Below are 23,993 nucleotides of genomic sequence, written 5' to 3' on the forward strand. Positions count from 1 at the left end.
TCAAAACCACGACCATTAAGGGCTGATCCAGCCTGGTTCGTCGTGCGCCCTCCCCGGCCAGACGAGCCGGGCAAGTCGGTCTGGTCTGGACCTGTTTATCTACTTGAAAGGGCGTTTGAAATGAGCAAGTTGGTTGGTTTGGTCGGCTGGCGCGGCATGGTCGGCTCGGTGTTGATGGATCGCATGGTCGAGGAAAAAGACTTCGACCTGATCGAGCCGCTGTTCTTCTCCACCTCCAACGCCGGCGGCAAAGCCCCCGCGATGGCCAAGAACGAGACCACGCTGCAGGACGCGCACGACATCGCCGCCCTTCAGCGCTGCGACATCATCATCACGGCCCAGGGCGGTGACTACACCTCCGAGGTGTTCCCCAAGCTGCGCGCCGCCGGCTGGAACGGCCACTGGATCGATGCTGCCTCCACCCTGCGCATGGAACAAGACGCCGTCATCATCCTGGACCCGGTCAACATGCCGGTGATCAAGGACGCCTTGGCCAAGGGTGGCAAGAACTGGGTCGGCGGCAACTGCACCGTGAGCTGCATGCTCATGGGCGTGGGCGCACTCTACAAGGCAGGTCTCGTCGAATGGATGAGCACCCAGACCTACCAGGCCGCTTCGGGCGGTGGCGCCCAACACATGCGCGAACTGCTAACGCAGTACGGCACGCTGAACGCCGAAGTCAAAGCACTGCTGGACGACCCCAAGAGCGCCATCCTTGAGATCGACCGCAAGGTGATCGCCAAGCAGCGCGCGCTGACCGGCGCCGAGACCGCCAACTTTGGCGTGCCGTTGGGCGGCTCGTTGATCCCCTGGATCGACAAGGACCTGGGCAACGGCATGTCCAAGGAAGAGTGGAAAGGCATGGCCGAAACCAACAAGATCCTCGGTATGGGCGAAGGCTTCGGCTCGGCCGCCATTCCGGTGGACGGCTTCTGCGTGCGAGTGGGCGCCATGCGCTGCCACAGCCAGGCCCTGACCTTCAAGCTGAAGAAAGACGTTCCGGTCGCCGACATCGAGGCCATGATCGCCGCCGACAACCCCTGGGCCAAAGTGGTGCCCAACACCCGCGAAGCGACCGTCAAGGACCTGACGCCCGTGGCGGTGACCGGCACCATGACCATCCCGGTCGGTCGCATCCGCAAGCTGGCGATGGGACCGGAATACGTGGGGGCCTTCACCATCGGCGACCAACTGCTGTGGGGCGCCGCCGAGCCGCTGCGCCGCATGCTGCGCATTCTGCTCGACGCCAAATAACTCTTAAGTGTTGCTTTTCAAAAAAGCCGGCCTTGGGCCGGCTTTGTCGTTGTGAAGCCGCAACGCGAAGGTGCCCGACAGGTCAACCAACGGCCGGCCTTGAAACTCAAGCGGATTCTCAGCTTGTCACCGTAATGCGTTGATGTTAAGGTCAATTCTAGGTTTTTTACGTTGAGGTACATGTGCCCTATCCCACCTGCCAAACCCCTATTTTCAGGACGGTGACCGCTCCTTGCACCTCCGGTCCGCGTGGACCAGCGAAGTTGCACGCGGTTGCGGCCGCGGCTTTGCTGTGCGTCACCTTTCTGTATCACGGCGAGGCAGAAGCCTTGGCCTTGGGTCGCATTGCCATTCAGTCGTCCTTGGGGGAGCCCTTGCGTGCCGAGGTCGAAGTCCTCGAAATCACACCCGAAGAAGCGGCCAGCCTGCGCGTCAACCTGGGCTCCATCGATGCCTTCCGCGCCGCGGGCATGGACTACAACGCCGCACTCAACGGCATTCAGGTCAACCTGCAAAAGCGTGCCGATGGTCGCTCCTTCTTAAGCTTGGTGGGCTCAAGGCCAGTCAACGAACCCTTTGTGGACATGGTGCTGGAGGCCAACTGGGCGTCGGGCAGGATGATCCGGGACTACACCTTGCTGCTGGATCCACCCAAGCTGCAGCAGAGTGCGCCCGCACCGCTGGCTGCTGGTGTGGCTGCCCAGCCGGCGACGGCTGCCCCTGCCGCCGCAAAGGCGGCAGCACCAGCGGCCGGTGTGGTCTCCGTGGCCCCGCCAGCGGCCAGCACCACGCCGAAAGCCCCGACCCGCACCACGCCAGACAAACCCGTCGCAGCCCCTGCGCCGGAAGCTTCGGCAGACACCTCATCCAAGCAGGTTCGCATTCAGGCTGGGGACACCGCTGGGCGCATTGCCGCAGCGAACCGCCCTGCCAATGCGTCGCTGGACCAGATGCTCGTGGCCATGTTGCGCGCCAACCCGAACGCCTTCATCGGTGGCAACATCAACCGCATCAAGGCGGGAGCCATCCTGGATCTGCCGGCAGAGACCGCTGCCAATGAGGTATCGACCACCGAAGCGCGTCGCATTGTGTCGGCCCAAAGCCGCGATTTCAATGAGTTCCGCCGCCGTCTCGCCGGCGCCGTGCCAGCTGCTGCGGTGGCTGCCGCCGACCGCCAGGCCACGGGCCGCGTCCAGGCCGAGGTTGAGGACAAGAAGCCCGCGCCCGCGACCCAGGACAAGCTCACCTTGTCAAAGGGTGCTGTGGCGGCTCAAGGTGCCAAAGAAGACCAGATTGCCAAGGAACGGCAAGCGAAAGAGTCGTCCACCCGCGTGGCAGAACTCTCCCGGAACATCGACGAGTTGGCCAAATTGGGCCCGTCGGCACCGGCCGGCGGTGCCAGCAGCGGCCCAGCAAAGCCCGCTGCAGCCTCCAGTCCTGCACCACAAGTTCCGGCGGTGGTCGCCACGCCGGCTCCCGCCACAACGCCGGTGCCAGCGCCTGCGGCAGAACCGGTGGCGCCTGCAGCGGATCCAGCGCCAGCTCCAGTGGTGGCAGCACCCGCACCAGCGCCCAAACCTCTCGTGGTGGCGCCTGTAGCCCCTGCGGAAGAACCTTCCTTTCTCGACCAATTGCTGGGCAACCCCATGGTGTTGCCCGGCGCCGGCGCCTTGCTGGCTTTGCTGGGCGGGCTGGCGTTCTACCGCATGCGACAGAAAAAGAAGGGGGCGGGTGTCGACAGCTCCTTCCTTGAAAGCCGGTTGCAACCTGACTCGTTCTTTGGGTCCAGTGGAGGTCAACGCATCGACACCAATGAGGCCGCGGCCTCTGGCTCTTCCATGGTGTACTCGCCGAGCCAGCTCGACGCGGCAGGCGATGTGGATCCGGTGGCAGAAGCCGACGTCTACCTTGCCTACGGACGGGATCTTCAGGCCGAAGAGATCCTCAAAGAAGCGATGCGCAGCACACCCACGCGTGTGGCCATCCACAACAAGCTCCTGGAAATTTACGCCAAACGCCGTGACGCAAGAGCCTTTGAAGTCGTTGCGACCGAAGCATACGGACTGACCCAGGGTCAGGGTCCCGAATGGGAGCATGCTTGCGAACTGGGCAAGGTGCTGGACCCGAACAACGGCCTGTACCAGCCTGGTGGCAGTCCGGCCGTCAAGCCCGGAGCGGCTGCGGCTGTGTCGATGGGGCTCAACACCATGCCTTTTGGCAACAGCACACTGTCTCAGAACACGAGACCTGGCGATGCCTCTGGTGGCGATCTCGATCTGGATCTGGACGTCACACTGGAGGAAGCGTCTCGACCCGCGCCCCTGTCCGCCACATCCGATCTGCGGGATTCGCAGGTGTCGGGCATGGACGACCTCTCTCAGACCGATGCATTGACATCTTCGCCCGTGTCGACCACCGAGGCGTCCAACTCCCGGTCGATGGACTTCGACTTGGACTTTCCCTCGGAACCCATTCCACTCACGGCACCTTCCTTCACGACAGCACAGACCACAGACGGGCTGCCGACGTTCGATGACAGCGAGGTGTTGCCCGAGTTTGGCTTGGCCGCCCCCGCGGACCTGAGTTCGCCGACGAAAGCTGCGACCACGACAGCACCTGAACTGATGTCGTTCGATCTGAGCGAACTCAGCCTGGACCTGAACTCCAAATCACCTCAGGAAGCCACATCGGGTGGTGAGTTCGGTGCAGAAAGTCCGCTGGAAACCAAACTGTCTCTGGCCGAAGAGTTCCGTGCCATCGGTGATCTGGAGGGGGCGCGGTCGTTGGCCGAAGAAGTGTTGGCGGATGCCTCTGGCACCCTCAAAACCAAAGCCAAAAGTTTCCTGGCGGACTTGGCCTGACCAGGCTTCTGGATCGCTGGCCACATCACTTGTCATCGCCCCAGATCGCCAGCCCTTCGGGCGCCCAGCGCCTCGCGTTGGGCGTGAGCTACCACGGCGGCGCATATGAAGGCTGGCAAAGCCAGCTCAGCGGCCTGACTGTTCAAGACAGGCTGGAGCAGGCGCTGGCCCAGTTCACAGCGCAAGGCCCGATTCAAACGCTGTGCGCGGGCCGGACCGATTCGGGCGTTCATGGCCTGATGCAAGTGGTGCACTTCGACAGCCCGATTGAGCGTCCGGACAACGCCTGGGTCCGTGGCACCAACCGGTTTCTGCCTCCCGATATTTCGGTGCAGTGGGCACGGCAAGTGCCGGCAAGCTTCCACGCTAGAGCCAGCGCCTTGTCCAGGCGCTATGCCTACGTGCTGCTGGAGTCCCCGGTGCGCCCCAGTGTCGATGCCGGACGTGTGGGCTGGGTGTTTCGCCCGCTGAACCAGGACGCCATGCAACAGGCGGCTCAGGTACTGCAAGGCGAACACGATTTCACTTCGTTTCGGGCGTCCTCCTGTCAGGCCCACAGCCCTGTCAAACGCATGTCACGCATCGTCATTTCCAAGCGTGGGGCCTATTGGCGTTTCGAGTTCGAAGCCTCGGCCTTTCTGCACCACATGATCCGCAACATCATGGGCTGCCTGGTCGCCATCGGCAGTGGCAAGTACCCAGCGACATGGATGACCGAGGTGCTCGCCGCCAAAAGCCGCGATGCCGCAGCGCCCACGTTTTCGCCCGATGGCCTGTATTTCCTGGGCCCGGTCTACGATGAGGCTTTTGGCCTGCCCACCCGCACCCCCGCCTTTGACTGGTTGCCTTAGCTTTCTCCCCCCGCGCCGCCTGCGGTGTCACCCGCCAGGAGCGACACGGGCGACCCGACAAAGCCGGTTCCGTGGTGTCATTGAACGAGTCACTTCTGTCCATGCCCCCCTTTCGAACACGCATCAAGATTTGTGGACTGACCCGAGAGGCCGACGTGGACGCGGCCGTGCGGGCTGGTGCGGATGCCATTGGCTTCGTGCTTTTCCCGCAGAGCCCGCGCTTCGTGTCGCCAGAGCGCGCGGGTGAACTGGCACTCCGCCTGCCGCCCTTCGTCACACCGGTGCTGCTGTTTGTGAACGCCAGCCCGGCGTTCATTGCGCAAGGCACCGAGGCTGTGCCCAACGCCCTGCTGCAGTTCCACGGCGACGAAACACCCACCGACTGTTTGGCCGCGGGGCGCCCTTTCGTGCGCGCGGCGCGCATACCCACCGGCCCTGCCGGGGCAGGCTTTGATCTCCTAAAATACGCCCAAGACTTTGCCGCCGCCCAAGCTGTGTTGCTCGACGCCCATGTCGAGGGTTTTGGCGGCGGGGGTCAATCCTTCGACTGGAACGCTTTCCCTTGGTCACATCCGCTTCTAAACGCCAGCTCTCGCCTCGTTTTGTCTGGTGGACTCACGCCTGCAAACGTGACCGATGGCATCAGCCGCGTACGGCCTTGGGCCGTTGACGTGAGTTCCGGCGTCGAGGTGTCGAAAGGCATCAAGGACGCCGACAAGATCCACGCATTCGTCGCCGCCGTGCGCGCGGCCGACCTCCAGTTATCTGCCTGAGTGGTGGCCTGTTCCAGGGCCGCCCGGGCCCTTGAACCGAGACACCCCCATGGACACCTACCAGCAACCCGACGCCCGCGGCCATTTCGGCATCTACGGTGGCAGTTTCGTGAGCGAGACACTCACCCACGCCATCAACGAACTGAAGGCCGCGTACGCGAAGTACCAGCACGACCCCGAGTTCCTCGCTGAATTCCAGAGCGAACTCGCGCACTTCGTCGGCCGCCCTTCACCGGTCTACCACGCTGCACGCATGAGCCGCGAGCAAGGCGGTGCGCAGATCTTCCTCAAGCGCGAAGACTTGAACCACACCGGCGCGCACAAGGTCAACAACACCATCGGCCAGGCCATGCTCGCCAAGCGCATGGGCAAACCTCGAGTGATCGCCGAGACCGGCGCCGGCCAACACGGCGTGGCAACGGCCACCATTTGCGCCCGCTACGGTCTGGAATGCGTGGTCTACATGGGCAGCGAGGACGTGAAACGCCAAAGCCCCAACGTCTACCGGATGAAGCTGCTGGGCGCGACCGTGGTGCCGGTGGAGAGCGGCAGCAAGACGTTGAAGGACGCACTCAACGAAGCCATGCGCGACTGGGTCGCCAACGTGGACAACACCTTCTACATCATCGGCACCGTGGCCGGCCCGCACCCCTACCCGATGATGGTGCGGGACTTCCAGAGCGTGATCGGCAACGAGTGCCTGGTGCAGATGCCCGAGATGCTCAAGGCCGCGGGCTGCACCGGCGAACAGCCCGATGCCGTGGTCGCCTGCGTGGGCGGTGGCAGCAACGCCATGGGCATCTTCTACCCCTACATCGACCATGCCACGACGCGCCTGATCGGCGTGGAAGCGGCGGGTGAAGGCCTGGAAAGCGGCAAACACTCGGCCTCGTTGCAAAAAGGCAGCCCGGGCGTGCTGCACGGCAACCGCACCTACGTGCTGCAGGACGACAACGGCCAGGTCACCGAAACGCACAGCGTGAGCGCCGGTCTGGACTACCCCGGTGTCGGCCCCGAGCACGCGTTCCTGAAGGACATCGGCCGCGCCGAATACGTCGGCATCACTGACCAGGAAGCACTGGACGCCTTCCACTACCTGTGCCGCACCGAAGGCATCATTCCCGCGCTCGAATCCAGCCACGCCGTGGCCTACGCCATGAAGCTGGCCAAGACCATGCGTAAGGACCAGTCGATCCTGGTCAACCTCTCAGGCCGGGGTGACAAGGACATTGGCACCGTGGCCGACCTGTCGAACGCCGATTTCTATTGCCGACCGAGCTGCCGCGGGCAGTCGGTCAAAGGCGGCATGGAGACCGCCACCATCAAGGTGACCAAATGAGCCGCATTGAAAAAACCTTCATCGACCTCCAGGCGCAAGGCCGCAAGGCCCTGATTCCCTTCGTCACCGCCGGCTTCCCCTACGCTGACATCACGCCCGACCTCATGCACGGCATGGTGGAATCTGGCGCCGACGTGATCGAGCTGGGCGTGCCGTTCTCCGACCCGTCGGCCGATGGCCCGGTGATCCAGAAGGCCGGTGACCGGGCGCTGGCGCTGGGCATCGGCCTGGCGCAGGTCATCGCCATGGTGAAGACCTTCCGCGAGCGCAACGCCAACACGCCGGTGGTGCTGATGGGTTACGCCAACCCGATCGAGCGCTACGACCAGAAGCACGGCACGGGCAGCTTCGTTCGCGACGCCTCGGCGGCGGGTGTGGACGGCGTGCTGGTGGTGGACTACCCACCCGAAGAGTGCGAAGAGTTCGCCGCCGCGCTGCGTGCCGCCCACATGGACCTGATCTTCCTGCTGGCCCCCACCTCCACCGACGAGCGCATGGCCCAGGTGGCGCGGGTGGCCAGCGGCTACGTGTACTACGTGTCGCTGAAGGGCGTGACCGGCGCGGGCACGCTGGACGTCGGTCAGGTCGAGGCCATGCTGCCACGCATCCGCGCACACGTGAACGTGCCGGTCGGTGTGGGCTTCGGCATCCGCGATGCAGAGACCGCCAAGGCCATCGGCAAGGCGGCCGATGCGGTGGTGATCGGCAGCAAGATCATCCAGCTGATCGAGAACGAGCCGCACGAAAAGGTGGTGACGGTCGCGGCCCATTTCCTGCGCACCATCCGAAAAGCACTCGACGCATAATCCTGCTTCTTCGCCGGCCCACCGAGGCCCGGCCCCTCCTAGGAGACCCGCATGTCCTGGCTCGAAAAACTGCTACCGCCCAAGATCACCCACACCGACCCGACCGAGCGGCGCAGCGTGCCCGAGGGCCTGTGGATCAAGTGCCCCAGTTGTGAAGCGGTGCTCTACAAGACCGATCTGGAAAAGAACCAGAACGTCTGCCCGCACTGCAGCCACCACCACCGCATCGGCGCGCGTGCACGCCTCAACGCATTCCTCGATGCAGAAGGCCGTTACGAGCTCGCGCAAGAGGTGCTGCCGGTCGACGCCCTGAAATTCAAGGACAGCCGCAAGTACCCCGAGCGCCTCAAGGAAGCGCTGGAGAACACCGGTGAGACCGACGCGCTGATCGTCATGGGCGGGGCCGTGCAAGGCATGAGCCTCGTGGTCGCCTGTTTCGAGTTCGACTTCATGGGCGGCTCCATGGGCTCGGTGGTTGGCGAACGCTTCGTGCGCGGTGTCGAAGAGGCCATCGCGCAGAAAGTGCCCTTCCTGTGCTTCACCGCCACCGGTGGCGCTCGCATGCAGGAAGGCCTGCTCTCGCTCATGCAGATGGCCAAGACCAATGCGTCCTTGACCCGCCTGGCCAAGAAGGGGCTGCCTTACATCAGCGTGCTGACCGACCCCACCATGGGTGGCGTGTCGGCGGGCTTCGCCTTCGTGGGCGACGTGGTGATCGCCGAGCCCAAGGCGCTGATCGGTTTCGCCGGCCCGCGCGTGATCGAGAACACCGTGCGCGTGAAGCTGCCCGAAGGCTTCCAGCGTGCCGAATTCCTGATCACCAAGGGTGCGGTGGACTTCATCTGCGACCGGCGCGAGCTGCGCAACACCGTGGCCAGCACACTGGCGATGCTGCAGCGCCAGAGCGCTGACGCGGTGGTGGCCGATTGAGCGATGTTCCGTCGGCGCCACTGACGCTGACCCAGTTGCCCCTGTTCCCGCTCCAGACCGTCCTGTTCCCCGGCGGCTGGATGCCGTTGCGCATCTTCGAGGTGCGTTACCTGGACATGATCAGCCGCTGCCACAAGGCCGGCGCGCCCTTTGGCGTGGTGTGCCTGCACGAAGGCAGTGAAGTGCGCCGCATCGACCCCGATGCACCGCCTGGTGGCGACGGCTTCGCCCATGAGGCCTTCTTCCCCGCTGGCACCCTGGCCCGCATCGAGCAGCTGGAACGGCCACAGCCGGGGTTGATGGTGATCCACTGCCGGGGTCTGCAGCGCTTTCACGTGACCGCCAGCCACCAGTTGCCGCACGGCCTGTGGGTGGGCGACGTGGTGCTGGACGAAGCTGAGCCGGTGGTGCCGGTGCCGGCCGATCTGGCGAGCACCCGTGACGCGCTGCAGCGCCTGCTGCACAACCTGCAGGAGCGCGAGCCCGAGGGCATGAACGAACTGCCCCTGCAACCGCCCTACCAGTGGGACGACAGTGGCTGGGTCGCCAACCGTTGGGCCGAGTTCTTGCCCGCGCCAGCCGAACTCAAGCACCGGCTGATGACGCTTGACAACCCGCTGCTGAGGCTCGAGCTGATCTCGGATCTGCTCGACAAGCTGGGTGTCGAGCGGTAGGTCTCCTGGCGCTCCGGGGCTTCCGCTGCGGCGCGACGGTTGCCCCCTTTGAGGAGCAAGACACCGCAGGTGCGGGTCAGGGAATCAATTCCAGCGCCCGCATGTAGCGCTCGCTGACCATCAGCGTGTCCCAGTCCATCCCCGCAGCGCTCGGCAGCAGCGCCAGACGGCGCTCCTCGCTGGCGGGATGGGGCTGCCAGCGCCCTTCGATCACGGCTTTGGAGAGGTCTTCGATGGCGGCGTCGATCGGCGCACCGCCTTCCACCACCGACTGGTTGCACAACACCACCATGTCGCCCCCAGCGTTGAGCGCCGCCAGCGCGGCCTCGGCGAAGCTCACGTCGCGCCCGTCGATGTGGCGCGCTGCCTCCATGCTCAGGTCGTCGCTGAAGATGGCGCCGGTGAAGCCCAGCTGGTGGCGCAACACGTCCTGCAACCAGCGCTTCGAGAAACCGGCGGGTTGCGGGTCCACCTTGGGGTAGATCACGTGCGCCGGCATCACCGCCAGCAGACTGCTGGAGAGCCAGCCGTAAGGCGCCGCGTCGTCGGCAAGAATGGCCTTGAGGCTGCGCCGGTCCACCGGGATCGCCAGGTGCGAGTCGGCCTTCACAAAACCGTGGCCGGGGAAGTGTTTGCCGCAGTTGCCCATGCCGCTTTGCTGCAGACCAAGCATCAACGCCTGCGCCAGCAGCGTCACCACGCGCGGATCGCGCGCGATGGCACGGTCCCCGATCACCGAGCTGTCGCCGTGGTCCAGATCGAGCACCGGGGTGAAGCTCAGGTCCACGCCACAGGCGCGCAGCTCGGCACCCAGCACATACCCGGTGGCGACGGCGGCATTGGTGGCGCGAAGGGCCGGAGCCCCCTCCACCTCACCCTTGCGGGGAGCCTGCATCCACAAGGCTCCCAGCGCGGCCATCGGCGGCAGATGGGTGAAACCATCCGTTCGAAAGCGCTGCACGCGACCGCCCTCGTGGTCCACCGAGATCAGCAGATCGGCCCGCACGGCCTTGATCTGGCGGCACAGGCGGGTCAGCTGGGCACGGTCTTGCCAGTTGCGGGCAAACAGGATCACACCACCCACCAGCGGATGTGCGAGGCGTCGGCGTTCGTCGGTGGTGAGGCTGTGGCCGGCGACGTCGATGATGAGGGGAGCGTGAGCAAACATAGGTCGTGAATCTGTCAGGTGTCTTCGCCGGGCCGCCCCGAGGCAAAGCGGGCGTCCGCTGGGGGGCCCGATGTCTCCACCACCACGAAGCTGGCGGCGTAGTCGGTTTCGTCGGTCACGGTCACATGAGCCCGCAAGCCCTGTGCCTCGAACCAGGTCTTGAGATCGCCGTGCAACACAATGAGTGGTTGGCCGCTGGGCAGGTTGGTGATCTCGCAGCTTCGCCAGGTCATGGGCATGCGCATGCCCATCCCGATGGCCTTGGAGAACGCTTCCTTGGCCGAAAAACGGGTGGCCAGGTAACGCAGACCGCGCTGTGTCCAGCGAGCGCTGCGGGTTTGCCAGACGGCGAATTCGGCATCGGTCAGCACCTTGCGCACAAAGCGCTCGCCCTGGCGCTGCCAGGTCGCCTCCACACGGCGGATGTCGCAGATGTCGGTGCCAATGCCGTAGATCATGTTGCGGTTCAGGCGAATGCGTCGGTCATGCAGCGGTTGTAGTCGGCGATGGTGGCGGCGTAGCCCAGCTCCAGCGCGTCGGCGATCAGCGCGTGACCAATCGACACCTCGCTCACACCCGGCACGGTGCGCAGGAACGCGGTGAGGTTGTCGCGGTTCAGGTCGTGTCCGGCGTTCACGCCCAGGCCCGTGTCCAGCGCTGCCTGCGCCGCGGCGCGAAAGCGTTCGAGCTGCGCCGCGCGCTGCGGTGTGAACCATGCGGCGGCATAGGGCTCGGTGTAGAGCTCCACGCGGTCGGCGCCCACGGCCCTGGCCCCGGCCATCTGGTCGGCCTCGGCATCCATGAACAGGCTCACGCGCACACCCAGCGCGTGGGCCTCGTCAATCAGCGGGCGCAGGCGCTCGGCATCCTGCGGAAAGCTCCATCCGTGGTCGCTGGTGAACTGGCCTTCGCTGTCAGGCACCAGGGTCAGCTGGTGCAGCGGCAGACCACGCGACTTGACCTCTCGGGCCACGTCCATCAGGTTGTGAAACGGGTTGCCCTCGATGTTGTATTCGCGGTCGGGCCAGGCTTGAAGCAGCTCGGCCAGGTCGAGCACGTCGTGGCGGCGGATGTGGCGCTCATCGGGCCGCGGGTGCACGGTGATGCCGCGCGCCCCGGCCTGCAGGCACAGCGTGGCCGCGCGCGTGACGGACGGGATGCCCAGGTGCCGCGTGTTGCGCACCAACGCCACCTTGTTGAGGTTGACGGACAACGCGGTGCGGTGGGATCGGGAAGGGGCCGTGGTCATGACAACGCCTGGAAGTGGGTTGGGCTGGGTTCGGGTGCCACACGCGGGCGGCTCATGGCCTGCATGTCCAGCATCAACTGGCGTGTCTTGAACACCCGAACGCCGCTATGGTAGTGCAGCAGCTGGCGCAACTGCGGCTGCAGGGCCTGCTGGCAGCCCGCGCAGGCGCGCAATGTGGCGATGAAGGGATCGGCCTCGTCCATGGCCGTCTGCAGCGACCTCCACTGCTCGCCCGACAGCACATGGACGTCGTCACCATGGGCCGCGCGCAGGCCGCCTTCTGGGCTCAGCACATAGGGTTGCTCATCCTGCAAGACGGCCAGCGTATTGCCTTCGGTCGACAGGTCGGGCAGCAAGCCGATGTCGCGCAACAACAGCAATTCGAACGCCCGCAGGATCAGCTGCTGGGCATCGGCCCGCTCGGCCAGCAGCTGCACAGCCAGCGCGTAGTGGTCGTACAGGCTGGCGTGCGGATCGTCCCGCGCGAGCAAGCGCATCAGCAGCTCGTTGAGGTAGCTGCCCGACAGCAGCGCCTCGCCGGTGGGCATGACATGGCCCCCTTGCCACTGCGCGGCCTTAAGCGTGCGCACCTCGGTATCTCCGCCCCAGCTCAGGTGCAGCGGCTGCAACGGCAGCAACACGGGGCGGAACTGGGAGGTGGGCTTCTTCACCCCTTTGGCCACCAGCGCAATGCGGCCATGGTGGCGGGCAAACACCTCCAGGATCAGGCTGGACTCGCTCCAGTCGTAGCGGTGCAGGACGAATGCGGGCTCTTCAGAAAACCGGCGCGTGGCCATGGTTGGCTCAGGGGCGCTTCACTCGTAGCCAAACGAGCGCACGCGCGCATCATCGTCGGCCCAGCCCGAGCGCACCTTCACCCACAGCTCCAGGAACACCTTGCAGTCCCAGAGCTTTTCCAGCTCCTGCCGCGCTTCGGTGCCGATGCGTTTGAGCTTCTCGCCCTTGTCGCCGATCACCATGCCCTTGTGGCCCTCGCGCTCGACCACGATGGTGGCCGCGATGCGCTTGAGCTGGCCCTCTTGCTCGAACTTGTCGATGATCACGGTCGAGGTGTAGGGCAGCTCGTCACCGGTCAGGCGAAAGAGCTTTTCACGCACCATCTCGCTCGCCATGAAGCGCTCGCTGCGGTCGGTGAGCTCTTCCGGATCGTGCATCCAGGGTTGCAGCGGCAGGTATTTTTCGCAGATGCCAAACAGGCGTTGAACATCGCGGGAGTTCTTGGCCGACATCGGCACGAACTCGGCGAACGCGTGCCGCGCCTGCATCGATGCCAGCCAGGGCGCCAGGTCACCACGGCGGTGCACCAAGTCAAACTTGTTGGCCAGCAACACAGCGGGCACGTTCGCCGGCAACAGGTCCAGCACCTTGGCATCGGCCTGATTGAACTGTCCTGCCTCGACCACAAAAAGGATCAGATCGACGTCGTTCACCGCCCCCAGCACGGTTTTGTTCAGCGAGCGATTGAGCGCGTTGCCATGGCGGGTCTGGAAACCGGGCGTGTCCACAAACACGAACTGACTGGCGCCCTGGGTGCGGTAGCCGGTGATACGGTGGCGCGTGGTCTGCGCCTTGCGCGAGGTGATGCTGATCTTCTGGCCGACCAGGGCATTCAGCAGGGTCGACTTGCCCACGTTGGGTTTGCCGACGATGGCGACAAAACCGCAACGTTGCTGCGTCAGGTCCACAGGTTCAGGCGCGGCATCTTCAACAGCGTCATCCGCGTCGGTACCGGTTTCAGGTGCCGCATCGCCTTTGCCCAAGGCACGCGCCAGCATCGCATCCAGCTCGGCATTGGCGGTGGGCAGGGTCTCGGTGGGCAGATTTTTTTTGGAGCGGGGCATGGGTTCGGGACATCGGGGCGAAGAAGACAGCGGTTCAGGCTGCAGAAGGGGTGGCACCGCCATGGGCGGCACCAGCGGTGAGATGCTGCAGCATGGCGGCGGCGGCAGCTTGCTCACCCGCCCGGCGCGAGGCACCGATACCGCGTTCGCTGTGGCCCGTCTCGGTCACGGTGCATTCCACATCAAAGGTCTGCTTGTGCGCTTCACCGAGCGTGGCCACCACGCGGTAAACCGGCAGCTTCATTTTGCGCGCCTGCAGCCACTCCTGCAATTCGGTCTTTGGGTCTTTGCCCATGGCGCTCATCTGGGCATTGAGTTCGAGACCACTGTACAGACGTCGCACCAGAGCGTCGGCGAGGTCGAAACCGGCGTCCAGGTACACGGCGCCGATCACCGCTTCCAGCGCATCGGCCAGGATCGACGGTCGCTTGTGCCCCCCCGAACGCTTCTCACCGTCGCCCAGGCGCAGACAGCCCGCCAGACCCAGGACAGACGCGATCTGGAACAGGGTGTCCTGTTTGACCAGATTGGCGCGCACGCGCGACAGATCGCCCTCGGGCAGCTGGCTGAGTTTTTCGAACAAGAGGCCCGAGACGGCCAGATTCAGCACCGAATCACCCAGAAACTCCAGGCGCTCATAGTGGTCGGACGAAAAACTGCGGTGCGTCAGCGCACGCTCCAGCAATCGCGGATTGGCAAATTCGTGCCCCAGGCGCTTCTGCAGCGCCAACAACTCCGGGCTCAAAGGCCGCAGCACCGCATGCGCAATGCCATCAACGTCGAATGTCTCACTCCGATGAACCCGCGTATTTCATCACCAGGTAAGCCGGTCCCATCAGGGGCATCTCACGGGTGTAATTGAAGGAGACCACCACCCGGTCGCCCTGCTTGCCCACTTCCAGGTCCTTGCCCGAGATGCTCGTGATGTCGTCGATCTGTGCGGCCTTGTCGAACAAAGTACGGACTTCGGCCACGGTGGTTCCGGTGGACGCTTTCTGGACCGCCTTTTGCACCGCCAGGAATTCGATGTAGGTGGGCACCATGCGAGCCAGCGTCACCCCCGCAAAGGCGAGCAAGATGCCCACGATCAGCAAACCAAAAAACGTCATGCCGCGTTGCTTTTGCTTCAATTTCATGCCGTCATCCTCCAGAAGTTGCCACGTTCAATCAAACGAACCAATGCGTCCCAGGTCGCCAAAGTTCATCCAGACAAAAAACGCCTTGCCCACGATGTTGGCCTCAGGCACAAAGCCCCAGAAGCGTGAATCGAGTGAATTGTCCCGATTGTCGCCCATCATGAAATAGTGGCCCTGTGGAACTTTGCACACCACGCCGTCCGCCGGATACCGGCATTGGTCACGGAACGGGAAGTCCGCGATGGGCGACACAAACGACGACCGCATGTCATCGTTCAGGGTGTTGTAGCGTCGGTTTTCCAATTGCTCACCAAACTGCTTGGTGTAGCGCATCTGCTCGCCGTCGAAGAAATCGGGCTGGTTGCTGCGCTGCACCGGCTGCCCGTTGATGGTAAGGCGCTTGTTGAGGTAGGCGACCTCGTCCCCCGGCACACCGATCACTCGCTTGATGTAGTCCAGGCTGGGCTGTGGTGGATAGCGGAACACCATCACATCGCCGCGTTGGGGCTCGTTGTTGGCCAGCACCTTGTTGTTGAACACCGGCAACCGCACGCCATAGTGAAACTTGTTCACCAGGATCAGGTCGCCCACCCGCAAGGTGGGAATCATGGAACCGGACGGGATCTTGAACGGCTCAAACAGGAAGCTGCGCAGCACGAACACCGCCAGAATCACCGGAAACAGGCCCGCCGTCCAGTCCAGCCACCAAGGCTGCATCAGCAGCTTCTGGCGGGCAGAGGCGATGTCCTGCGCTCCGGCTTGCGCAAAGCCTTGTTGCGCCAAGGCCGCAGAGCGTTCGTTTTGCGCCTCCAGCAGCTGCTGGGCATCGCGACGTCGCCGTGGCAGGAAGAAAAATCGTTCGGCCAGCCAGTACAGCCCGGTGATGGCCGTGGCCACCATCAACAGCAACGCGAAGTTGCCTTCAACCACGCCAAAGAAGAATGCAGCGGCGTACGCGGCAAACGCCGCCAGGACCACGGCGGTGATCGCGCTCATCGTGGATTGCATCAGTCATCCACCTGCAAGATGGCAAGAAAGGCCTCTTGGGGCACTTCAACCGAACCGATCTGTTTCATGCGCTTCTTGCCCGCTTTCTGTTTTTCAAGGAGTTTGCGTTTGCGGCTGATGTCGCCGCCGTAGCATTTTGCCAGCACGTTCTTGCGCAGCGCCTTGATGGTCTCGCGTGCGATCACGTTGCCACCGATGGCGGCCTGGATCGCCACGTCGAACATCTGGCGGCTGATGATCTCGCGCATCTTGGCGACCACGGCACGGCCCCGGTATTGCGATTGCGAGCGGTGCACGATGATGGACAGGGCATCGACCTTCTCACCGTTGAGCAGGATGTCCACCTTCACCACATCGGCCGCGCGGTACTCCTTGAACTCGTAGTCCATGGAGGCGTAACCACGGCTCACCGATTTGAGCTTGTCGAAAAAATCGAGCACGATTTCGCCCAGCGGCATGTCGTAGGTCAGCATGACCTGCTTGCCGTGGTAGGCCATGTTGAGCTGCAGGCCGCGCTTCTGGTTCGCCAGGGTCATGACCGCGCCCACGTATTCCTGCGGCATGTACAGATGTACGGTGACGATGGGCTCGCGGATCTCTTCCAGCCGACCTTGATCGGGCATCTTGGACGGGTTCTCCACCATGATGACTTCGCCGTCGGGCTTGGCCACCTGATACACAACACTCGGCGCGGTCGTGATGAGGTCCTGATCGAACTCGCGCTCCAGCCGTTCCTGCACGATCTCCATGTGCAGCAGGCCCAGGAAGCCGCAGCGGAAGCCAAAGCCCAGCGCTTGCGACACCTCCGGCTCGTATTGCAGCGAAGCGTCGTTGAGCTTGAGCTTTTCCAGCGCGTCGCGCAGAGAGTCGTACTGGTTGGCTTCGGTCGGGTACAGGCCGGCAAACACCTGGGGCTGTACTTCCTTGAAGCCAGGCAAGGCTTCTGTGGCCGGGCCCGCGTTGTTGGGCAGCTTCTTTTCCAGGGTGATGGTGTCGCCCACCTTGGCCGCCTGCAGTTCCTTGATGCCCGCAATAACGTAGCCCACCTCGCCGGCTTGCAGCGACTCGCGGGGCTCGTTGCCCGGCGTGAACACGCCCATGCTGTCGGCGTTGTAGACCGTGTTGGTCGCCATCATCTTGAAGCGCTCGCCCTTGAGCAGGTGCCCGTCGACCACGCGCACCAGCATCACCACGCCCACATAGGCGTCGTACCAGCTGTCCACGATCATGGCGCGCAGTGGCGCGTCGGGGTTGCCCTTGGGGTGGGGAATGCGCGCGACCACCGCCTCAAGGATGTCTTCGACGCCCATGCCGGTCTTGGCCGAGCAGGGAATGGCGTCGGTGGCATCGATGCCGATCACATCCTCAATCTCGCTCTTCGCGTTCTCGGGATCGGCGTTGGGTAGATCCATCTTGTTGAGCACGGGAACCACCTCCACACCGAGCTCGAGCGCGGTGTAGCAGTTGGCCACGGTCTGGGCTTCAACGCCCTGGCTGGCATCCACCACCAGCAGCGCGCCTTCGCACGCCGATAGCGAGCGCGACACCTCGTAGGAGAAGTCAACGTGGCCAGGCGTGTCGATCAGATTGAGGTTGTAGACCTGCCCATCACGCGCTTTGTACTTGAGTGCAGCGGTCTGGGCCTTGATGGTGATGCCGCGCTCCTTCTCGATGTCCATCGAGTCGAGCACCTGCTCGCTCATCTCGCGATCGGAGAGGCCGCCACAGAGGGAAATGATGCGATCGGCGAGCGTGGACTTGCCATGGTCGATGTGCGCGATGATCGAAAAATTGCGGATGTGATTCATCAGGAGAGCGGCTCAAACACTGGGGAAAACCGCGGTTCCGAGCAGGAACGAGCGGCCATAAAAAAGGGCGCGTCAGCTGCTGACGCGCCCGTAACCAACAATCAATGGCAACTGCGATAGTTGGGGTTTCATTGTAGGCAAAAAGCCCGGGATGCACACCCTGGAACCACTCGCAGCCACTTGTTGCAATGCAGCAACGCACAACTTGTCCACAGAAAATCCACAAGAAAACCGGGCACCGTGTGAACCAGCTGTGGACGGATACGCGGTGGTCGGATCGGCTCCCACATGGTGAACCGAGAAGGGCGTTCGCCACCGCAATACCATCCAAAACCCAAAGATTTTATCCAATTCGGTCAACAGCCCCAAGAGTGCTGTGAGCGTTCACCAACTTTTCGGGTTAAAAGACTGTGGCAACGGCGCCACCGAGGGGCTGTGGGAATACGATCGCTGCAAAAAAACAACCATCAATCCCAATCCAGACAAGGGGTTATTCGCGCTTGCTGGGGTGGTTTCGAGCTTTGTCGAACGCTCAGCGTGGAGGACGTATCACCGCGTACTGGGCCCAGTCTCCACGACGAAACAGCACATTGATCGGCTTCGATTTGTCCAGACGGGCGAGCACCGCCTCAAGCTCCTTGACGCTCCCGACCTCGGTGTTGGCCACCGCGACGATCACATCGCCCTCTCGAAGGCCCGCGCGCGCAGAAGCGCCCTCGGCGGTTTCCACTCTCACACCACCTTTGACATTGATCTCCTTCTTCTGAGTGGCACTGAGATCGGCCAGCGTCAAACCCAACGAAGGCACAGCGCCAGACGCCGCCGGAGGCTTCTCAGGAGCGGTCGGTTTGCGCTCGGCACGCTCAGGCTCCAGCTCCACCACGGTGATGGACAGCTCTCGCTGACTGCCGCGCCGGAACACCGTTACCGAGCTTTTGCTGCCGGGACGCGTGTTGCCCACCAGACGAGGCAGGTCCACCGACTTTTCGATGTCACGGCCATCGAATTTGAGAATGATGTCGCCCGGCTCCAGACCCGCCTTCGCCGCGGGCGAGTTGGGCTCCACCCCTCGCACAAACGCGCCCTTGGGCTGACCCAGACCGAGCGACTCGGCGACCTCTTTGCTCACTTGGTCGATCTGCACACCGATGCGCCCCCGCGTCACGCGCCCGCTGGAGCGCAACTGGTCGGACACGCGCACGGCCTCATCGATCGGAATCGCGAAGGAAATGCCCTGGAATCCACCCGATCGGGAATAGATCTGGCTGTTGATGCCCACCACCTCCCCGCGCATGTTGATCAAAGGCCCACCCGAGTTGCCCGGGTTGATGGCCACATCGGTCTGGATGAAAGGCAGAAAGTCACCGGTGTCGCGCTTCTTGGCGCTCACAATGCCGGCTGTCACGGTGTTCTCCAGCCCGAACGGGGAACCGATGGCCATGACCCACTCGCCCACCTTCAGGCGACTCACGTCACCGATCCTGACCGCACTCAGTCCACTGGCCTCGATCTTCACCACGGCCACGTCGGTGCGCTTGTCCGCACCGACCACACGCGCCTTGAACTCGCGCTTGTCGGGCAGGGTGACCACCAGTTCGTCGGCTCCATCCACCACATGGGCGTTCGTCATGATCAGACCATCGGTGCTGAGGATGAAACCCGACCCCACGCCCCGCGGTTGGGCCTCTTCATTGGGATTGCGTTCCTGGCGCGGCCCACGCGGCGTGACCCCCGGCGGCACCGGAATGCCGAAGCGTTTGAAGAACTCCAGCATCTGCTCATCGGCATTGCCAGCGCCTGCTTCGGCGCTGGATCGCTCCAGTGTCCGGATGTTCACCACAGAGGGTCCCACCTGCTCCACCAGTTCGGTGAAGTCGGGCAACCCGCGTACCGCCTGGGCCATGGCAGGCACAGGCAACATCGACAACGTGCCAGCGCAAGTCCCTATGAAAACCGACGTCAGAAAAGCCTGTACGGCGCGGCGGTGTCGCAAGGGTGCACGGTTCATGTTCATCCTTTTCAAAGACCAGGGTTCAAGCAAAGGTCCCACGCCCCCCCGCACTGAGACCAAACGATTTCGGGCGCCTCAGCGGGTGCGCTCAAGCGACATCGCAAACCGCTTCAAGGTCGCAGGAGGCACTTCACCCAGTGCGGTCAACCAGTGAGCGCCGATGCGGCGGGTGATGGAGTGTGTGGCGCCCGTCACGGCAATTTTCTCAATACCGTGGCGCTGGGCGTCAAACGGCTCGACAAACAGCGACACCGACGCCAGACCGTCCGAAAACACCCATTGCATGGGCGCGGCCCCTGGCACGGGTGACCCACCGATTTCGCGGGTGTGGCAGCTCATGGACTGAAACCCGGGCACGGTGTCCTTGAGTCGCCAGCCCTCGGCCTCCGGTGTGGTCTTCTTCAAGACCAGCTTGTGCACGTCGTACCCTTTGGTGTCACCCATGAGCCGTTTGAGCTTGTCCATCCGAACGGGGGCATCCAGCTGCAACTCGGTGAACGCCACCTGCTCCAGCACCGTGTCTTGCTCTCCCACGGTCTGCAACTTCACAACAAGGCCTGTCTTCTTTTCGGCCCAGATTCGGTAGCCAAAGCGCATGTTGTCGCGCGGCAGGATATCCACCACGTCAGCCAGATGACCTGCCACACGTTCCGGGCTGTTTTCTCGGACGCTGTAGAACTCCGGGATCGAATTGCTGGGCGTGCGAAGCAGCTCGGGAAACACACCGAGCGATTCACGTTTGTCGACCCACGCGGTTTTGGTCTCAGGCACGAAGGTGATGACATCGCTGTTGTGCCGAATGGTCGAGCGCGGTGCTCCCGTCAGGGTGTCCACGCGTTCCATTTGCTGCGTTCCATCACAGATGTGCCACACGCGCGAGGCCGACATGGTCGAGCCCGTGGAGACCACAAGCGTCCCGGTGTAGGCACGTTGCCTTGAGGCCTCATGCATGCGGGTGAGCCATTCGGTGACGCTGCGCGAGGGAGCCACGGCGCTGGTTTGCGCCTGCACCGGCTGCCACATGCCGAGCGCCAGCACGCCCACAGCCGACCACCGTCGCCAGCCAATCCCTCCTCCGAGGGAGCCCCAAGACAGCACCATGGTCATGGCGGCTTCAGCGTTGAGGCGCGGCATCGTAGGTGGCATTCCGCAAGAACCCCGCGGGCATCTGCAGCGCGGACATGCCGCCGTACTGGCGATGCTCGGCCAGCAACTCTTCCAGCCGAACGTCCCGCAGCACCTGCCCCTGGGCCGTCTGCACGACCACCGCATCGGCCTGAGGCTGAGCCGGAGTTCCAGAGGTCAACGCCAGCTGTGATCCGGCGCTGGCGGGCTGCACAGTGCCTCCGATCAGCGTCCAACTCACGGCCACCACTGCGGCCAACGAAGCCACAGCCGCGACCAGCTTCCAACGGAAGACACTGTCGTTTGCAGCCGCCCCCCGGACAAGAGGCAACGACGTCAACAATGGCGCTTGGGCTTGGGCAACCGGTTCCGCGCGAAGTCGCTCACAAACCGCTGCCACGAAATCTGGCGCGGGTCGCGCAGACACGGCACCGCCTGATGAACCGCGCAACACATCGCCGATCAGGTGGTAGGCCTGCCAGTTGGCGCGCGCGTCCGCTTCATCTGCGTAGTCCGTCAGCAACGCATCCACCTCGGAGGGCGAAAGTTCGTTGTCGACAAAGGCGGACATCACCGAACGCCGAGTCTGGGCCGAACCTGTGGAAGGGCCCTCCGGTTGATGATGATGGTGTGCTGCGTTCATGGAAGCGTTCCGGTGCGGTGATCTGATGAGCAAAGTTCGCCAAGGCATTGGCTACCACCGCTTGCCCGACTGGTGGTCCAGCATGGGCTTGATCCGGCTCGAAATGGCTTCGCGTGCCCGGAAAATCCGGGAACGCACCGTGCCGATCGGGCAGTCCAGCGTCTGTGCAATTTCTTCATAGCTCAAACCCTCAATTTCTCGCAAAGTGATCGCCATGCGCAACTCTTCGGGCAACCCGTCCATGACAGCGTTCACGGCTTCGGCGATTTCCTTGCTGGCCAACACCGCCTCGGGTGTTTCGGTATCGGCCACGTTGCTGTTTAGTTCGCGCTCGAACCCAGAAGTTTCATCGTCATCGGCCGATTTCATCTGCGACTGAAACACCAGTGGATCGCGCTTGAGCTCCATCAACTGCTTCTTGGCCGTGTTCACCGCGATGCGGTAAAGCCAGGTGTAGAACTGCGCGTCACCACGAAACTGGGCCAGCGCGCGGTAGGCACGGATGAAGGTCTCCTGAGCGATGTCCTGCACCAGGTCGCTGTCACGCACCATGCGCCCGATCAGGCGCTCAACCCGTCGCTGGTACTTGACCACCAGCATCTCAAAGGCCTTTTGCTCACCCGCCAGCGTGCGCTGCACCAGCATGACATCGCTGTCCGGAGGCGGAGGGGCTGTGTGGTCGTCGGGAGTGGTCATGCAGCAGAAGGTTGGGCCGCGGGAATATACCCCAAGCACCGGACGGCGCAGGGGTCACCCATGGGCCACCACCGCGCGACGAAGGTCGTCCCAGCGTTGTGGGTCGCTTGCCCGCGCCACCCAGACCCAGGTTCGGGCACCGTCCGGGTTGTGCAATCGGAGCAGCATCCACCGCTGCAAATCCTGCACCGACTCCACCCGGAGCAAGACCACGCCATCCTGGTAGGCCGTGCTGTGCCACAACCAGGCCCCTTCACGCGCCAAGAGGTCATCGACAGGTGCCGCCACCGCGTTCCACTGCAAACACCCAACGGGCGAATGGCGCCAGCTCACAACGGCGACAGTGCCCCACAGCAGCCAGAACAACATGCCGACAGCGATGCTCCAGGACGACCCCATGCGCGCACCCCAGGCCATCACCAAGAGGCCCATACAGCCCGAAGCAATCAGCAGAGCGGCATAAAAAGAACAACGCCCCACCGGGTACATGACCGATGGGGCGCTGCGCATGCTCTGCGAAGAACGGGCTGGAAATCGATGCGCTTCGGATCAGATGCGCTTGAAAACCAAGGTGCCGTTAGTGCCGCCAAACCCGAAGTTGTTCTTGATGGCCACATCGATCTTCATGTCTCGCGCAGTGTTGGCGCAATAGTCCAGGTCGCACTCGGGGTCCTGGTTGAAGATGTTGATGGTGGGAGGACTCTTCTGTTCGTGCAGGGCCATCACCGTGAAAACACTCTCGATGCCGCCCGCTCCCCCGAGCAGGTGCCCGGTCATGGACTTGGTCGAGTTCACCACCGTTTTCTTGGCGTGATCACCCAACGCGGCCTTGATGGCGTTGGTCTCATTCAAATCACCCAGCGGCGTGGACGTGCCATGCGCATTCAGGTAGTTGATCTGATCGGCGTTGATGCCGGCATTTTTCAAGGCCTGCACCATCGAACGCCTGGGACCATCTTCATTGGGCGCGGTCATGTGGTACGCATCTGCGCTCATGCCAAAACCCACCAGCTCAGCATAGATCTTGGCGCCACGCGCTTTGGCATGTTCGTACTCTTCGAGCACCACGACGCCAGCGCCTTCCCCCAGCACAAAACCATCCCTGTCCTTGTCCCAGGGTCGGGACGCGGTCTTGGGATCATCATTGCGCGTGGACAACGCTCGTGCGGCAGCAAAACCACCCAGTCCGAGAGGCGACACGGTGGACTCAGAACCGCCAGCCACCATCACGTCGGCATCGCCGTACTCGATCATGCGGGCCGACAGGCCAATGGCATGCAAGCCCGTGGTGCATGCAGTGACCACGGCAATGTTGGGACCTTTGAAGCCAAACTTGATCGACACATGACCTGAAATCATGTTGATGATCGACGCTGGCACAAAAAACGGTGAGATGCGCCGCGGACCACGGCTGACGAGCTCCGCATGCGTGGCTTCGATCAAAGGCAAGCCGCCAATCCCAGAGCCAATGTTGCACCCAATGCGGGTCGCTTGTTCATCCCCCAGGGCATCGCCTGTGGGCAGCCCAGAGTCAGCAACAGCCTGAACCGCCGCAGCAATACCAAAATGAATAAAGGTGTCCATCGCACGCGCCTCTTTCGAGGTCATGTACGACTCCACATTGAACCCTTTGACCTCACCACCGAAATGACAATTGAAGCCTGAGGCGTCAAACTTGGTGATGAGATCAATGCCGGACTTGCCGGCGAGAAGGTTGGCCCAAGCTTCAGCCACCGTGTTGCCCACGGGGCTGATACAACCCAGGCCGGTCACGACAACGCGACGACGGCTCATGGACG

Annotated in this window: 23 protein-coding genes; 8 read left to right on the forward strand and 15 right to left on the reverse strand. The window is 63.4% G+C overall.

The window, feature by feature from the left end:
• The first annotated feature begins 120 nt into the window (after positions 1–120).
• The 8 genes from asd (at position 121) to IV088_RS15580 (ending at position 9,488) form a co-directional block, all read left to right on the forward strand.
• Entirely contained in the window at positions 121–1,254 is a 1,134-nt protein-coding gene (gene asd, locus IV088_RS15545) for an aspartate-semialdehyde dehydrogenase (RefSeq protein ID WP_291103852.1), read from the forward strand.
• 182 nt (positions 1,255–1,436) lie between these two features.
• Positions 1,437–4,115, forward strand: coding sequence for a FimV/HubP family polar landmark protein (locus tag IV088_RS15550; RefSeq protein ID WP_291103855.1), 2,679 nt, complete (start codon positions 1,437–1,439; stop codon positions 4,113–4,115).
• 29 nt (positions 4,116–4,144) lie between these two features.
• The gene (gene truA, locus IV088_RS15555) at positions 4,145–4,966 is read left to right on the forward strand and encodes a tRNA pseudouridine(38-40) synthase TruA (protein WP_291103858.1); all 822 of its coding nucleotides are present in this window, start codon (positions 4,145–4,147) and stop codon (positions 4,964–4,966) included.
• A 95-nt stretch (positions 4,967–5,061) separates the two neighbouring features.
• The gene (locus tag IV088_RS15560) at positions 5,062–5,739 is read left to right on the forward strand and encodes a phosphoribosylanthranilate isomerase (RefSeq protein ID WP_291103974.1); all 678 of its coding nucleotides are present in this window, start codon (positions 5,062–5,064) and stop codon (positions 5,737–5,739) included.
• Between the two features lie 49 nt (positions 5,740–5,788).
• A complete protein-coding gene (gene trpB / locus IV088_RS15565) occupies positions 5,789–7,078 on the forward strand; it encodes a tryptophan synthase subunit beta (protein WP_291103861.1) in 1,290 nt (429 codons plus the stop codon).
• Entirely contained in the window at positions 7,075–7,884 is an 810-nt protein-coding gene (trpA, locus tag IV088_RS15570; RefSeq protein ID WP_291103863.1) for a tryptophan synthase subunit alpha, read from the forward strand. Before trpB ends, trpA begins: the two co-directional genes overlap by 4 nt.
• A 51-nt stretch (positions 7,885–7,935) precedes the next feature.
• Positions 7,936–8,814: an acetyl-CoA carboxylase, carboxyltransferase subunit beta gene (accD, locus tag IV088_RS15575; protein WP_236964323.1), complete on the forward strand. Its 879-nt coding sequence runs from the start codon at positions 7,936–7,938 to the stop codon at positions 8,812–8,814.
• The gene (locus IV088_RS15580; protein WP_291103866.1) at positions 8,811–9,488 is read left to right on the forward strand and encodes an LON peptidase substrate-binding domain-containing protein; all 678 of its coding nucleotides are present in this window, start codon (positions 8,811–8,813) and stop codon (positions 9,486–9,488) included. Before accD ends, IV088_RS15580 begins: the two co-directional genes overlap by 4 nt.
• A 76-nt stretch (positions 9,489–9,564) precedes the next feature.
• Here the strand turns inward: IV088_RS15580 and nagZ are convergent, their stop codons facing one another.
• The 15 genes from nagZ to fabF form a co-directional block, all read right to left on the reverse strand.
• Positions 9,565–10,656, reverse strand: a complete 1,092-nt coding sequence (gene nagZ / locus IV088_RS15585) for a beta-N-acetylhexosaminidase (RefSeq protein ID WP_291103869.1) — start codon at positions 10,654–10,656, stop codon at positions 9,565–9,567.
• Positions 10,657–10,670: 14 nt separating this feature from the next.
• Positions 10,671–11,114 (reverse strand): holo-ACP synthase, encoded by a 444-nt coding sequence (gene acpS, locus IV088_RS15590; protein WP_291103872.1) that lies wholly within the window; start codon positions 11,112–11,114, stop codon positions 10,671–10,673.
• An 8-nt stretch (positions 11,115–11,122) separates the two neighbouring features.
• Complete coding sequence (locus IV088_RS15595) at positions 11,123–11,905, reverse strand: pyridoxine 5'-phosphate synthase (protein WP_291103875.1); 783 nt, start codon at positions 11,903–11,905, stop codon at positions 11,123–11,125.
• The gene (gene recO / locus IV088_RS15600; protein WP_291103878.1) at positions 11,902–12,702 is read right to left on the reverse strand and encodes a DNA repair protein RecO; all 801 of its coding nucleotides are present in this window, start codon (positions 12,700–12,702) and stop codon (positions 11,902–11,904) included. Before recO ends, IV088_RS15595 begins: the two co-directional genes overlap by 4 nt.
• A gap of 18 nt (positions 12,703–12,720) precedes the next feature.
• Positions 12,721–13,767 (reverse strand): GTPase Era, encoded by a 1,047-nt coding sequence (gene era / locus IV088_RS15605; protein WP_291103881.1) that lies wholly within the window; start codon positions 13,765–13,767, stop codon positions 12,721–12,723.
• A 34-nt stretch (positions 13,768–13,801) separates the two neighbouring features.
• On the reverse strand, positions 13,802–14,512 hold the full coding sequence (gene rnc / locus IV088_RS15610) for a ribonuclease III (protein WP_291103884.1): 711 nt from the start codon (positions 14,510–14,512) through the stop codon (positions 13,802–13,804).
• A gap of 43 nt (positions 14,513–14,555) precedes the next feature.
• Positions 14,556–14,903 (reverse strand): DUF4845 domain-containing protein, encoded by a 348-nt coding sequence (locus tag IV088_RS15615; RefSeq protein WP_291103887.1) that lies wholly within the window; start codon positions 14,901–14,903, stop codon positions 14,556–14,558.
• Positions 14,904–14,930: 27 nt separating this feature from the next.
• On the reverse strand, positions 14,931–15,899 hold the full coding sequence (lepB, locus tag IV088_RS15620; RefSeq protein ID WP_291103977.1) for a signal peptidase I: 969 nt from the start codon (positions 15,897–15,899) through the stop codon (positions 14,931–14,933).
• A gap of 11 nt (positions 15,900–15,910) precedes the next feature.
• Entirely contained in the window at positions 15,911–17,719 is a 1,809-nt protein-coding gene (lepA, locus tag IV088_RS15625; protein ID WP_291103890.1) for a translation elongation factor 4, read from the reverse strand.
• Positions 17,720–18,251: 532 nt separating this feature from the next.
• The gene (locus IV088_RS15630) at positions 18,252–19,640 is read right to left on the reverse strand and encodes a DegQ family serine endoprotease (RefSeq protein WP_291103892.1); all 1,389 of its coding nucleotides are present in this window, start codon (positions 19,638–19,640) and stop codon (positions 18,252–18,254) included.
• A 165-nt stretch (positions 19,641–19,805) separates the two neighbouring features.
• Complete coding sequence (locus IV088_RS15635; protein ID WP_291103895.1) at positions 19,806–20,864, reverse strand: MucB/RseB C-terminal domain-containing protein; 1,059 nt, start codon at positions 20,862–20,864, stop codon at positions 19,806–19,808.
• On the reverse strand, positions 20,845–21,426 hold the full coding sequence (locus IV088_RS15640) for a sigma-E factor negative regulatory protein (RefSeq protein ID WP_291103898.1): 582 nt from the start codon (positions 21,424–21,426) through the stop codon (positions 20,845–20,847). Before IV088_RS15640 ends, IV088_RS15635 begins: the two co-directional genes overlap by 20 nt.
• 123 nt (positions 21,427–21,549) lie before the next feature.
• Positions 21,550–22,194, reverse strand: coding sequence for an RNA polymerase sigma factor RpoE (gene rpoE, locus IV088_RS15645; protein ID WP_291103901.1), 645 nt, complete (start codon positions 22,192–22,194; stop codon positions 21,550–21,552).
• 54 nt (positions 22,195–22,248) lie between these two features.
• Entirely contained in the window at positions 22,249–22,683 is a 435-nt protein-coding gene (locus IV088_RS15650) for a hypothetical protein (protein ID WP_291103904.1), read from the reverse strand.
• A gap of 60 nt (positions 22,684–22,743) precedes the next feature.
• Entirely contained in the window at positions 22,744–23,988 is a 1,245-nt protein-coding gene (gene fabF, locus IV088_RS15655) for a beta-ketoacyl-ACP synthase II (protein WP_291103907.1), read from the reverse strand.
• Positions 23,989–23,993 lie beyond the last annotated feature (5 nt).

It is taken from the genome of Hydrogenophaga sp., assembly GCF_018780075.1.
GTDB lineage: Bacteria > Pseudomonadota > Gammaproteobacteria > Burkholderiales > Burkholderiaceae_C > Hydrogenophaga.